At 55.9% G+C, this 12,849-nt stretch carries 14 protein-coding genes and 1 pseudogene; 5 read left to right on the plus strand and 10 right to left on the minus strand.

Annotation, left to right across the window (positions count from 1 at the left end; translation table 11 throughout):
• Positions 1-120: 120 nt before the first annotated feature.
• The 4 genes from J3485_RS19120 to J3485_RS19130 are packed head-to-tail and all read right to left on the minus strand — an operon-like array spanning position 121 to position 3,324.
• Positions 121-1,125 carry a tyrosine-type recombinase/integrase gene (locus J3485_RS19120; RefSeq protein ID WP_206951284.1) on the minus strand — a complete coding sequence of 335 codons (1,005 nt, stop codon included), beginning with the start codon at positions 1,123-1,125 and terminating at the stop codon, positions 121-123.
• On the minus strand, positions 1,122-1,706 hold the full coding sequence (locus J3485_RS29440; RefSeq protein ID WP_309477095.1) for a tyrosine-type recombinase/integrase: 585 nt from the start codon (positions 1,704-1,706) through the stop codon (positions 1,122-1,124). The genes J3485_RS19120 and J3485_RS29440 overlap by 4 nt, the downstream gene beginning before the upstream one ends.
• A complete protein-coding gene (locus J3485_RS29445; RefSeq protein ID WP_309477055.1) occupies positions 1,601-2,065 on the minus strand; it encodes a site-specific integrase in 465 nt (154 codons plus the stop codon). Before J3485_RS29445 ends, J3485_RS29440 begins: the two co-directional genes overlap by 106 nt.
• On the minus strand, positions 2,062-3,324 hold the full coding sequence (locus J3485_RS19130; protein ID WP_206951286.1) for a site-specific integrase: 1,263 nt from the start codon (positions 3,322-3,324) through the stop codon (positions 2,062-2,064). Before J3485_RS19130 ends, J3485_RS29445 begins: the two co-directional genes overlap by 4 nt.
• A 185-nt stretch (positions 3,325-3,509) precedes the next feature.
• Between J3485_RS19130 and J3485_RS19135 the strand changes: the two are divergent.
• Both J3485_RS19135 and J3485_RS19140 read left to right on the plus strand, forming a co-directional pair.
• Positions 3,510-3,704 (plus strand): annotated as a pseudogene (locus J3485_RS19135) (transposase domain-containing protein); the annotation flags it as partial.
• A gap of 100 nt (positions 3,705-3,804) precedes the next feature.
• Positions 3,805-4,830, plus strand: coding sequence for a hypothetical protein (locus J3485_RS19140; protein WP_206955950.1), 1,026 nt, complete (start codon positions 3,805-3,807; stop codon positions 4,828-4,830).
• 102 nt (positions 4,831-4,932) lie between these two features.
• On the opposite strand, the gene J3485_RS19145 is transcribed toward J3485_RS19140, so the two are convergent.
• The 6 genes from J3485_RS19145 to J3485_RS19170 form a co-directional block, all read right to left on the minus strand.
• Positions 4,933-5,430, minus strand: a complete 498-nt coding sequence (locus tag J3485_RS19145; protein WP_206955951.1) for a hypothetical protein — start codon at positions 5,428-5,430, stop codon at positions 4,933-4,935.
• Positions 5,431-5,504: 74 nt separating this feature from the next.
• Positions 5,505-6,194, minus strand: coding sequence for a DUF2971 domain-containing protein (locus J3485_RS19150; RefSeq protein WP_206955952.1), 690 nt, complete (start codon positions 6,192-6,194; stop codon positions 5,505-5,507).
• A 149-nt stretch (positions 6,195-6,343) separates the two neighbouring features.
• The gene (locus J3485_RS19155) at positions 6,344-7,120 is read right to left on the minus strand and encodes an SMODS domain-containing nucleotidyltransferase (RefSeq protein WP_206955953.1); all 777 of its coding nucleotides are present in this window, start codon (positions 7,118-7,120) and stop codon (positions 6,344-6,346) included.
• Between the two features lie 3 nt (positions 7,121-7,123).
• Positions 7,124-7,645 carry an SLATT domain-containing protein gene (locus J3485_RS19160; protein ID WP_206955954.1) on the minus strand — a complete coding sequence of 174 codons (522 nt, stop codon included), beginning with the start codon at positions 7,643-7,645 and terminating at the stop codon, positions 7,124-7,126.
• Positions 7,642-7,866, minus strand: coding sequence for a hypothetical protein (locus tag J3485_RS19165; protein ID WP_206955955.1), 225 nt, complete (start codon positions 7,864-7,866; stop codon positions 7,642-7,644). Before J3485_RS19165 ends, J3485_RS19160 begins: the two co-directional genes overlap by 4 nt.
• A gap of 217 nt (positions 7,867-8,083) precedes the next feature.
• The gene (locus J3485_RS19170) at positions 8,084-9,223 is read right to left on the minus strand and encodes an ISAs1 family transposase (protein ID WP_242538846.1); all 1,140 of its coding nucleotides are present in this window, start codon (positions 9,221-9,223) and stop codon (positions 8,084-8,086) included.
• 209 nt (positions 9,224-9,432) lie between these two features.
• Between J3485_RS19170 and J3485_RS19175 the strand changes: the two genes are divergently transcribed.
• The 3 genes from J3485_RS19175 to J3485_RS19185 all read left to right on the plus strand — a co-directional run bounded on the left by J3485_RS19175 (position 9,433) and on the right by J3485_RS19185 (position 12,771).
• Entirely contained in the window at positions 9,433-10,467 is a 1,035-nt protein-coding gene (locus J3485_RS19175) for an IS630 family transposase (RefSeq protein ID WP_206952580.1), read from the plus strand.
• A gap of 760 nt (positions 10,468-11,227) precedes the next feature.
• Complete coding sequence (locus J3485_RS28990; RefSeq protein WP_242538847.1) at positions 11,228-11,749, plus strand: M48 family metallopeptidase; 522 nt, start codon at positions 11,228-11,230, stop codon at positions 11,747-11,749.
• Positions 11,749-12,771: a formylglycine-generating enzyme family protein gene (locus J3485_RS19185; protein ID WP_206955956.1), complete on the plus strand. Its 1,023-nt coding sequence runs from the start codon at positions 11,749-11,751 to the stop codon at positions 12,769-12,771. Before J3485_RS28990 ends, J3485_RS19185 begins: the two co-directional genes overlap by 1 nt.
• Positions 12,772-12,849 lie beyond the last annotated feature (78 nt).

Here is a 12,849-nt window from a genome sequence, read left to right on the forward strand (position 1 = left end):
CTTGGATGAATTAGGCATGCTGCATGGGTGGCAATGATGTCGCGCCCTCGCATTTGCGGGGAGACGGCATCAATGCCGAATGTGTTCTCGGCGACGTGACCGATAGCGAACTATCCATAACTACAGCGCTTGCAGAAAGCGAAGAAGATCATCCTTGGGTCGATATCGAAGTGGCTTGCTCGACGGTGATTGGAGTGCCTTCAGTGCCCGGTCCTTCATTTGCAGATCGGCTTCGACATAGCGATGCGTAGTGACAGGGCTCTCGTGACCGAGCCACAACGCGATGACCGTAATATCAACGCCAGATTGCAGCATATGCATCGCGACGGAATGTCGAAACAGGTGTGGAAAGACGCGGTGCCGCGCAAGTTCGGGAAACTGTCGCGAGGCGCCCTGAACTGCAAGCTTAAGCCGCTCGGTGAAGCCGATGCGCGTAAGCGAAGCGCCGGCCCGCCCGGGAAATAACGGCTCCTCGGATGTTCGGGGATATTGCCGAAGCCAACGCTTGAGTTCTCTCGCGGTGTCGGGCCATAGCGGGACAGAACGCTCCTTGCGACCTTTGCCGTGAATGAGCACCCATGTAGTGGGCCCAAGCATGAGGTCGGACACACGCATACCGATCAGCTCAGAAACGCGGGCTCCGGTGTTGTAAAGCATAGCCAGCATGACGTGGTCGCGTTGCCCCGTCCAGGTGCTAACATCGGGAGCGGCAAGGATAGCCTCAATGTGCTCGCGAGACAGAAATCCGACGAGCGGTTGCTCGAATCGCTTCATGGGAATCGCAAGTACGGATTGTGCCAAGGACAGGGCCGACGGCTCTGCGAACGAAACGTACTCCATGAACGATCGAATGGCGGCGAACCTGGCATTCCGGCTACGAATTGAATTGTGTCGGTCCTGTTCGAGGTATTTAAGGAACTCGAGGATGAATGGCGCATTCAGTTCCTCGACGGTGATATCGCTGGGCCGCTTGTGTAAGCGTTGATGCGCGAAAGCCAGCAGCAGTCGGAAACTGTCACGGTAGGCCGCCACAGTGCATGGGCTTGCGTGTCGTTGCTGAAGCAAACGTTCCGTGAAGAATTTCTGCAACAGGACTGGAAAGGACTGCGCTGCTGATATGTTCATGATGAACCTCCGCGATGGCGCACAAAGCGTTGGGCTGCGATTGCCAGGAGCTCGGGCGAGGCTGTTTCGTACCAGTACGTGTCGGTGACTTTGGCATGCCCGAGGTAAGTCGACAGCGCAAGAATGTTGCGATCGACGTCCACCCCTTGCGCGTACCAATCCTGCAATCGATGGCAGACGAACGAATGTCGCAGATCATGTATCCGCGGTGCGGGATGGTCGCCGCGAGCGCGCCACTTCAATGCGGTGCGCAGGATCTTGAACGCGTACTCGACGCTTCTTGTTGAAGCTGGTCGACCGTAGTCGAACACAAAGAAAGCATTCGTGTTGGCAGTTGAAGAATCGCGGTCGCGTTTGCAGGCATATCGTCGCATCGCTGATGCAGTCGTAGGGTGTATCGGCACCCACCGTGATTTGCCAAACTTAGCACTCCGGATATGCAGAAGCCGCTTCTCGAAATCTACATCCGAACGGGTTAACCCGTCGCTTCCGAGATACGCAGTCCGGTCGCAGCGATCAGTCCGAAAATCGTCCTGCAGCTCGCACTGCGCAGACCACCGGGTGGATAGAGACCGTCGCAGGCTGCCAGCAGATCCACGACTTCATCATCGGTGAAAATATGCGGTGCCAGTCGATGATGGGCACGCCCGAACAGATATCGCGGCGGGATCTCTGTTGCCGGATCGAATTGCCGGCAGTACGCGGCAAAGGGGCGAAGCACCTCGATTCTGCGGGCCGCCGTTGACCGCCGTCCGGTGCCGGAGTTGCCGGCCCACTGAGCGGCGAGTTGTATCGTCAGCCCACCGTTGTGGCCGATCCGTTCGGCAAAGCGCGCGAATTCCCTGAGTTGATTGCCCACGATCCGGAGATCAAATCCGGCTCGACGACGGACGTTGAGGTAAGCGTCGATCCAGTTGGAAAAAGATGTGTGCGCGCTCATGATCGCTTCCCTGGCCATGGAAGCGCCACGCGACGAAGGGCTGGAAGGTTGACCTTCGCATAAATCGTCGTGGTATCGAGAGAACGATGGCGCAACAGATCGCCGATCTCCTTGAATGGAACGCCGCCTTGCACCATCCGGCAAGCCATGGTGTGCCGGAAAATATGGGTGCCGCGCACACGTTGCTGCAAACCGCAACGCGCAGCGGCATAACGAACTGCGTTACGGACAATATCCAGATTGGCTGCGGCATCAAGCGGTGGTCGATGGCGAACAAATACCTCGCGCCGTGCAGTGTTTGGACGCCCACGCTGCAGGTACTCGGAGATCGCGTTGCCGGTCAGTCTTGGAAGCGGGACGATGTCGATCCGTTTGCCCTTGCCGTGTATCGTCAATGTTCCATCTCGCCAGTCGATATCATCGAGACTCAGACGTGCCACTTCCGCGCGCCGCAAGCCAAGATCTAGAAGACAGCGCGTCATGGCGTAATCGCGCATGCCGGTAGCACTGCTACGATCGAACGCCTTGAGCAGTTGCCTGACTTCGACAGACGAGAGGACCTCGGGCAATCCGGAGAGACGCCATTGCGCAACCCTCGGCAGCGCTGCGATGAGCGTTTCGGTTGGCGTTCCCCGGCTGCTCTTGAATAACAAGTAGCTCCGTAGCGAGATACCGATACCCTTGATCGTCGCTGGAGCAAGTCCGTTCGTTCGGCGCATAACAAAACGTACAATATCGCCCGGGGTCAACCTCGAAATCTGTACGGGCCCCGCACCGAAACGATCGACAAGAAACTCGTGGGCCTGCCGTACTCGAACTGTGCATGTGCTGTCGGACAGACCGCGAACCTCTGCCAGATGGCGCTTGAATTCTGCGAGCTCTGTGCCGATAGGCGTCAACACGTTGAGAGTCAAATGCTCCGGTTGCGCGCCGTCGAGCATCGCGAAGAAGTGCTTCAAACCGGCGCGAACATCGGCGCTTGTGTGCCGACAGCGAGACGCGCATTGGCAATGCGGCAGGTGCCGCTCGAGAAACTGGACGATCGTCGGCTTGCTAACATCGCAAAGATTGATGTCGCGCTGCGTCATCCAATGAATGAAGTGGGCGACACACCTGAAGTAGCATTCCACTGTCTCCCGGGCATAACCACGATCGATCAGGTATTGAACGTAAGCGTCTGCATGCGTTCGCAACGCAGCGCCTTCGAACCAATGCTCGCAGAGCAGATGGCCGGGTCTGATGCGTGTGTATTTGGGCATGGTAGCTCTCCTCGAAAAAACACAGAACAGCATGAGGAAAGTACCGCAAATTATGGAAGGTAACGACGGCTCCCGGAAGAGATGGGCCCTGAAAAAGCGGGACGTTTGAAGCCACGTCGCCATGACCTTCCATAACCAAGACCTGTGGATAGTTTCGTTTATAGAAGCCCTTCTATAATGTGAGCGGCTGGATGTTCGCCGACACTGTCGCCGGTGCGAACGCGAGCGCAAACCTGTATTCGCTCGTGGAAACGTGCCGCGCTAACCGCATCGATCCGTACTACTACCTCCACTGGCTCTTCCAAAAACTTCCACTTGCCACGACCGTCGAGGACTATGACGCGTTGTTGCCCTGGAAGATGCCCGCCGACCTGCGCTGAGTCGCCGCTGCCACACCTCGGAGTTCGACGCTACCACTCTGAGAGGCGTGAATTAATGACCGCGTACATTTAAGCAACTATCTTCCGGATCAATCGGTCTATGACAGATTGGCTGACCTGGCCTGCGGTCGACCTCGAGTTTGAATTCCGCATAAGCAGGCAAACGGTGTGGAGAAGAAAAAGAATGGCAATGAAATTTGGCCGTGCCTGGTGCGATGAATCTGGGGAGGCGCTGACTCCGTATCGCGCCCGGGAACTGTACACGGACGAGGGCAGTGAGTACTACGGACGCGAACTTACATTTCGGTGTGAAGACAAGGACTGTCGGGTTCGCCTGACTCCGGTCGGGATCTACATGACGCGCAAGTCGAAACGTGCGCTGCACTTTCGCACGAGGGACGAACACAATCCAGATTGTGATTTGGTTCAACCCGGTCGCGCCGGTACGACGGTTCGCCGGCCGCCCGATGGCGAGGACGACTATAAGCCCACCAACTTTCCAACCGAATTCGTTTTGAATCCGCCGAAGCGTAACAGGACCGGTGGCGGCACAAGCGACGATGGCGGCGAAGGTACTGACGGAGTGACAACGGGCGGAAGCGGGACTGGCGGTGGCGGCGGTGGCGGGCGACAGACGAGCACGAAAACTCGTTACCTCGATGAGGTCGTCGACTGCTTTCTTTCCGGCGACGATGACAGCAAGCGCCGCGAGTTCACGATCGGTAACAAGACGAAGGCATTCACGCGGTTCTTCAAGAAGGCGCAGTTTTTCGGTGACGAGACGGGGCTGATCTACTACGGACCGGTCGACTCGTTGAAAGTATACAAGGACAAGGGCGTCGGTTTGCGCTTTGCCGAGCCAGTCTGGATTGACAAGAAGCCGTATCGCATTCGGGTCTACGTACCTCAGGAGCGCATCGACGCGTCCCGGAGTAGGAAGGCGTTCCTTGCCGAAATGGTCGAGCTGGAGAAGGCGATCGCCGCAAAGGAGGAGGTGCTTGCATTCTTCGTTGGTGCTTACCCTGAAAGGGTGACCATCGAGAAGCCGGATGGCACAAGCTTCGATCTCTATAGCGCCGACCTTGCGAGCATAGATCACCTGTCACTGACGTTTGCAAAATCATAAGGCTTCGGCGCACCGGTTGTTCGTCCCCGGCGGAAAACCTGCCCTGACCGTTGAGCACCGTTTTCCGCCGGCAACACGTTAGTGGTCAGCTGTGGTCAGCATTCAAATGTCCGGTGGTCCCGGGTGTTCTCGATGATAGCGAATGTGCAACGCGCCTTTCATTTCAGGATTACCATCGTTGAACGTCTGCCAGATTGACTCGTAGGTGTGCCCAGGCCATAAGTGATTTATCAGGTGGACATGCGCGCCATGCTTGAAATGATTGTCGTGTGGGTTTAGATCACGGTTGTCGAAATAGAAGAACTGCCAGTTAGGGTGAATGGGGCTGTAAAACAAGTGCCCAACAAGGTATCGACGGTCACCGAGCAACTGATACCATTTTCTCATCGCCTTGGCCTGCTCCCTCTTAGGAGGACCGAGTTTGAGGTTAGGCATGTTGGAACTGTCTTCGGATGTGAATTGCAACTTCTCCGGAAGGAAGTCACGCCACGACATGACATGGAGCCAAGGCAATACCTGGGCGTCGCAAACCCGAATGAACTCGTCAAACGCTTCCTCCGTGATGACCGTGCGCCGGCAGAGCTTGTCGAGCTTGCTCATCTTTGATGCCGTAACAATTCGTAGAATGTCGTCTATGATGGTGGGCTGGTCCAAGGCTCGTTCTGATTTGTTGGTTATCCGTGCCGCAACTGCTTTTCAGGCTTTACAACGATCGGCTTGACCTGCTTTTGCCGCACAATTTTAAACGAGTCAAAAGCGGCCCGCGCTTTGAAAATCTCGACCGAATTGATCGGGTCGATCACCAGATCGGCGAAATCGCGCAGCGACGCCTCGCATCTGACGCCAAGGATAATCTCGCGCGGAATCAATCCAGGTTGAAACGCAAGATATGCTTTGCCGTCTGCGTCCCGCTCGCTGCCTTCGGCAAAGATCCGGCACTCTCGCTCGTATTGCCAGTCTTTGAACTTCGTCGTTAGCACCGTCATAATCTGTTCTTCGGTTGGGAGCTGTCTTTGCCCAAGCGAGTCAAGCAAACCAGGTAGGCGGTCGGTACGATAGGAAACCGGACAAACCTGTACATGCTCGGCGGTATCGAATCCAATGCAGACGCCTCGATGTTTATCGCCGTAGTGGGCCCACATGACGGGACTGTGCCAGCTCGTGCTCGTGCAGAGCATAGCGAGGTGGTTGTTCCAGTGCTTATAGATCAGGTCCTTATAAATTTGCCGGGCGTGGCGGTTCTTTATTGACACCGCCAGCAGCTCGAACGGGTCGTTGGCTTCATCGAAAGTCGATAGCTTGAACCGTTGCTCTCGGAGAGTTTTCTCAGCCCATTCGCAGGCTGTCAGATAGTAGAGACGCATGGGATGGGCTAAGCGCGCGGCACTTCATCCGGCGTGGCAGCGACCACTTCGGTTTGAAGATCGATAGCGATAAGCGCCTTGCGGACGCGCGTGGCCAACGTAGTCATGGGCAGATTCCTCGTTAGGAAACAGCGATTACGCAGGTTGTCTCATAGACGAAACAGTCGCCTGATTTCACGTTCTGCTGTCGCCGGCATGCTGTCTCTTTCATACCGCTTGACATTGGCGACAATCGTCTTGGCACGGGTGATCTCGTTGTTGGTCCATTGCGGATATGACCAGTTCGTGGCGAGATTATCAATCACAGTAAAGAAGTATTCTTTCTGGTTTGTTAGCCACCAGAACGTGAGCCCGCACACCCATTGTTCCATTTCGAAGGAGATGAACGGAGACCCACTTGCCGCATTCCAGTACTTGAATAGCCGGATCGTCGGTTTGATCAACGAATTGCTCGCCTTGTTCTTTGCCTCAAGCGTGGAATTGAATGCGCTTGGATTGGTGGCTCTCCATCCGCCCGAGCCATTGGGAATTGCAAGGTCACCGAGCCAAGTCATTGTCGCCGGTACCAGATCAAACTTGATGTGATTCAGTTCCAAAACGATGGTCGGGCTGGATTGGTAGATTGCCGACGTGCCATAGCGCTTTTCTGCAAAGGCCTTCAGGCGATTCAGGTATGTCTGGGGCGTCGCGTTGTTGTCGCTGAAGACGATCATGTAGTCGATGTCGGACTGCTCGTCCATTGAGCGTGGCAGGATAGTCCCTCGTGTTGACGATCCAAAACGAAAGTGCTGCTTGAGCACACCGTTTGTGAAATGCAAGCCCAGGCGCGTTTGGAGAGTGTTGATTGAAGTGGTAATCGACAACTGTTCGATCGGCGAAAGCACAGCGTTGCTGGCCGTGTCCGTGAGAAAGCTCAGTACCGACATGCATCAGTCCTCCTTGTCCACCTTGTGAGTCGCCTCGCCCTCTTCGATGCCCTTACGTGCAGCGACAAACGCCCATCGGGGGATGCTCGGACTCTTGTCGTTCAATTCATTGCGCATGGTCGACAGTGCTTTCAGTCTGTCGCGCAATTCGTCCAGACCATCCGTCTGGAGTAGTTCAATCTCTCTAAAGAAGCGGGCCTGGTTTCGAAGCGACAGAAATTGTCCGGCAGCAGCCCGATGCATGGCAGCGCGCTCGTTGGGCTTAAGAAATGTCATAAGCCCTGTCAAAAGCGACGCCGCAAGGGCGCTAAGGCTGGCAAGCTCAGGATAGCTCTTGAACAGGGTCGCACCGGCTAACGCCGCGAGTATTGTGGCCGGCACGCCAAGCCAGTAATTGCGTAGCATCCAGCTATCTTCGGCGTTAAAGTGGCCTTTGCTGGAATAGGTCGCGTCTTCCTCTAGTCGTTTGGCTTCCCGGCTCAAGGCGGAGATCGTATTTTGATTGGCTGGGAGAGGATCGCTCATTGTCTGGTCTTTGCTTTGAAGTTGTCGTTGTCGTGATCGAGATCTTGCGTGTTTGTTTGGGCGATGTAGGGGGCGCAAGGCCAGCGGCGCACATTGGAGAGAACAATATCACGGCGACTTGCTGATGAGATCGCTGCGCGCAAACCCCGTCTATGGAGCGATACAAGAGCGAGATTGGCGGCATAAATTCCGGAGAGAATCTCCGGGGCAATCGTCTTCACGTTGTGGCCGCAAAGTCTGGAAAACTTTCTCATCAACGACCTAGCACAGGGATCGTCTGGCCTCCGAACGTCAGATGGCCGGGCGGCACGGCTCCGACATTGACAGATGTCAGCGGACAGATCGATACGTTCGTGTCCGTTACGTTCGATGGCGGTACGACGTCACGGCGATTGCATTTGAGCATGGACCAATGCGATCAATGTTGCGACGTTGAATTCAAGCGCTGATCAGTGGTTTGATCTGCAGGATGTGCGTGCGATAGTCTTCATCCCACTCTGCCCGCTTCACGCGACTGCGAACGCTGGTCTTCGGTAGGCTGATGTCGAGCTTGATCAGGTTCAGGGCGAAGCGTCGCAGGGTCGCGTAATTGTGTGCGGCGTGGTCCTTTCTCACGCGGCAGGCGTCTTCGAGAAAGGTGACGTCCAGGCTCCAGTGCAAGCTGTTCTCGATGCGCCAGTGGTCACGCGCCGCGCGGGCGAAGTCCTTCACGTCACACTGTGCGGAGGTGATGAAGTAACGGCGCTGCATGCTGGGTTCGCCCTTGCCAGTATGGCAAATGGCCTCAACCATACCGATCTGGTGGCAGTCGGGCCATGCATTCGTGTCCACCCTTTTCAGCACGTCCTGGGTGAGCCAGTAGCGGCGCTCTTCGATGCGGCCATGGTCCTTTTCGATGGTCCGAACGTAGCACTCGGGCATCAGCCGCTCAATGCGCCCGCGCTCAGTGGCGCCGAAGAAGCCCGAGAGAGCGTTGAAGAGCTTTTCCTGGTTGCCCTTGACGGCGAGCACGTAGTCGCCCCCACGCTCGCGGATCGCACGGGCAATTTCCCGCTGACAGCCCATCGCATCAATGCTGACGATGCAACCCTTGAGCGCCAGCGCGTCGAGCACCGCGGGGATCGCGTCGATCTCGTTGCTTTTATCAGCCACGCGTTCCTGGCACAGCATGACCCCAAGGCGCGTGGCATAGGCGCTCACCAGATGAACCGGGGTGCGCTCGCCGTCGCGCGAGCCACGCACACACTTGCCGTCAATGGCGATATGCTCAAGCTGCGCCGCTCCCACTACGCTGCCAATCCAGCCCCGAAAGGCCCGCTCGAAACGCTTCGCATCCAGTAGCCGGAACACCCGGCCAAAGGTGTCGTGCGAAGGCGCCCCGTTCTCGAGCAGCAGATAGCGGCGCAGCCACGGCAGACGCAGTTGTGCAAACATCGCCATGTCTGTGAAGCTTTGCGCGCCCGCGATGATCGCGCACACGGCCACCACCAGCAGTTCAGTCAGGTCGTGTTTAAGCCCGGGGCCGTCACGCGGATCCTCCACGTCTTCCAGCCAATGCACCAGTGTTCGTGTTGTCATCAGGCTCTCCAGCAAGGGAAGGCCCGAGTAAACGAAATCGGCAAGCAATTTACAACCGTCGCCTCTCTATCCGTTGATCATCGGAAAGTCAAATGCAATCGCCGTGGCTGTCAGCAATGAAATTTAAAATCCGTAAGTAATCGGTATATGCCGTCGTGCTGTTACTAAGTTTTTAGAAAGTAATTTCACATCCGTGAGACAATGGCTGGATGAAATGCAAACGTTCATCAGACGGCCGCAAGCTGGATCACCACACGCTCCAGGTCATGCGCCAACAAGCGGTTAAGGCGGCGCACGAAGGCACAACGGTGGCATCGATAGCGGCTGCGTTCGGTGTGAGCACTCGCACGGTTTTTAACTGGCTCGCCCAGTTCGCCGAAGGCGGACAGAATGCACTTTTGGCCAAGCCGATTCCGGGGCGGCCACCGAAGATCAGTGCCGACGAAATGCGTTGGATTGCCCAGGCGGTTCGCGACAACTCTCCCCAACAGTTCAAGTTCGAATTCGGTCTGTGGACACTGTCGTTGATCAGCGAACTGATCAAGCGCCAGTTCGGCAAATCTTTGGCGTTGGCCTCGGTCAGCCGTGTCATGAAGCTGCTTGGCTTTTCCGTCCAAAAGCCGCTGTATCAAGCTTGGCAGCAAGACACCCAACTCGTGCACGAGTGGGAAACCAAGACGTATCCGGCGATCAAGGCGCAAGCCCGCGCGCAAGGCGCGGTGATCTATTTTGCCGATGAAGCGGGCATTCGCTCCGACTACCATACCGGCACGACCTGGGCTCCGGTCGGCCAAACGCCCGTCGTCGAGGTAACTGGGCGACGCTTCTCGTTCAACATGATCTCGGCGGTCAGTCCTGGTGGCGAATTTCGCTTCATGATTCACGAGGGATCGGTGAGGGCGACGACCTTCAAGGAATTTCTCGCTCGTCTGATGGTCGGTGCAAGCAAGCCAATCTTCTTGATCGTCGATGGTCATCCGATCCATAAATCCAAGCTCGTCAAAGACTACGTCGCATCGCTCGATGGGCAGCTCACGTTGTTCTACCTGCCGCCCTACGCGCCGCAGTTGAACCCCGATGAACAAGTGTGGGCACACGTCAAACGGCGAGTCAGCCGGCAGCTTGTGCAAAGCCTGGACGACATGAAGTCGCTCGCCCTCGGTGCGTTGCGACGCATTCAAAAACTGCCCGACCTCGTCAAATCGTTCTTCCGTCAGCCCGAGTGTCAATACGCTAGCGAGTGAGGCTACTTTCTAAAAACTTAGTATCTCGCGGCACCTGAATTTTCATTCAAGAGTAACGAAGCGAAATGGTGCTTCGTTGTGTTCCGTCAACATCATTGCTCTAGGTTTTTACGTGTTTGCTATCGTCGCGGGTCATTTGGTGATCGGGCGTTGCGTTCCGCGCTGTGCGTGCTTGAGTTGGAGTCCTAAATAAGTTTTTATCACGCTGCACAAGTAAACAGGCCTTCGGCGCTGACCTGTGGGAATAAGTAAAGAAGATTCAATGTGGCCGCCGATATGCAGAGTGAATTGCCCCGAGCTTTCTGGATGGTCATTCTCTTACCGGAATGGAGCTATGGAAAATACAAAGAATTCGCCAAGGGCCGCCTCGCTCGGCGAAACGCGCGCCGACACTCGGAATAGGGGCGAATAGTGTCAAAAACAGCTGCGGCATTCAGGAGCAACCGGGAGAAAACCTACCAATGGATCATGATCGTGGCAGGTGTATGCCTGTGGGGCGTCATAGGCAGTTGGGCGCAATCACACTGGGCGGATCCCAAGGTCGGTCCCGTCGTTCGCCTCTTAGTCAAATACGGAATCGCGTTAGCCATCTTCCGATGGACAGCGGGTGCGGCATATCGTGCCTCGGCGTTTGGCAACATGATCCTGCTCGGACCGCAGCAGCTTCCTGATCTGTATGCGATGGTTGTCCAGGGATCCAGGGAGCTCGGCCTTACGGTGCCACCGGATACATTCATCTACAACTCGAACGGCATATTCAATGCCTTCGCGCGGCGCCTGCTTGGGGGGCTATGTGTTCCTGACTTCTGCTCTTATCGACGCCAATAGCGATGCACAGGTGCGCTTCCTGATCGGTCACGAACTAGGACATCACGCAGCGGGACATCTGAATCCCTGGCTCAACGCACTCAAGCTGCCGGCTCATCTCGTCCCGTTTCTCGGCAAGGCCTATTCCCGCTCGCGCGAATATACCTGTGACAGCATTGGTACGTACCTGTCAAAAGACATCCATGCTTCGCGCAATGCATTGCAGATGCTTGGCTGTGGCTGCCGGCGTCTGAATACCTCAATGAACTGCGACGCCTTTGTGGCCCAGGAGCAGAGGGTGCCGGCCATCTTCGGCTTTTTCACCGAAATCACGCGTACTCACCCGCGGCTAACGCGTCGGGTGGCGGCGATCCGGGATGACTTCACAATTGTGCAGGGCGATGGAAAGGATGACGTTGAGCCGGGATTTAGGACTGCGCTGGTTATGCAGCCTCCCATTTCTGGAGATGTTTGATGAACTTCAACGATTGGGGCTTCGATCGGGTTTCTATCGCATTCACGCGATGGGTATTGGTATTGCCGATGCCTTGGGTCGCCAGGATGATTGTGGCAGCGATGCTTCTGGCTCTAACGATGCCGATCTCTGCCGCGGTGGTATCAGGCAGCCAAGGTGTCCTCAAGCCGTTTGAGAAATTTCAGGACTGCGATACTTGTTCGGAAATAATTGTGCTCCCTGCTGGCAAGTACATGATGGGGGCGACCGAAGAAGAATTTCGGAGCGTGAAAAGTAAATATAAGGTTATGTACGGAGACGAAGTGCCGCGTCATGAAGAGCACGTGGCTTCGTTCGCCATGGCGAAATTTGCTGTAACCCGAGGGCAGTTTGCTTGGTTCGCAAAAGAGACCGGATTCCAAGGCAAGGGCTGCGAGATTTTCAACGGAAAGACTTGGGTTAATGACGCGAACGCGAACTGGCAGAATCCTGGGTTCAAGCAGACCGAGGATGATCCGGTAACTTGCGTGTCGTGGGATGACGCGCAGAAGTATATTGCGTGGCTCAATTCGAAGTTGAAAGAGGCCGCGGAAACAGCCTACAGGTTACCAACCGAGACCGAATGGGAATATGCGGCGAGAGCCGGCACGGTAACCGCCGCTTACTGGGGTAACGATCCTCAGGAGCAGTGCCAATACGAAAACGCGCGAGATGAATCGGCAAGATTTCTTGATTCGGCAATAGACCATGCGTCCTGCACTGACGGGTATGTCTATACCGCTCCGGTTGGTTCGTTCAAACCGAACCCATGGGGCCTGTATGACATGCTCGGTAATACGTCGCAATGGGTTCAGGATTGCAGCCGCCTTGGATATTACGGACCGGTCAATTTGTCCTTGAGTCCGAATGCCTGTAAATACAGAGCCTTGAGAGGGACAAGCTGGGCAGGAGTTCCTGCTAGTGTCCGCTCTGCAATGAGGGCGGGAATGCCGGAGAATACCCGTGACAGTCACTACGGATTCCGCCTCGCCAGAAGTCTCTAACACTGCTCCAAAAAAGGATTTTATTCATGTCTGGAATAGAGATTATTCAAACCGGAAAAGATATCGGGGTATTCTTCA

The sequence above is a fragment of the Trinickia acidisoli genome (assembly GCF_017315725.1).
Classification (GTDB): domain Bacteria; phylum Pseudomonadota; class Gammaproteobacteria; order Burkholderiales; family Burkholderiaceae; genus Trinickia; species Trinickia acidisoli.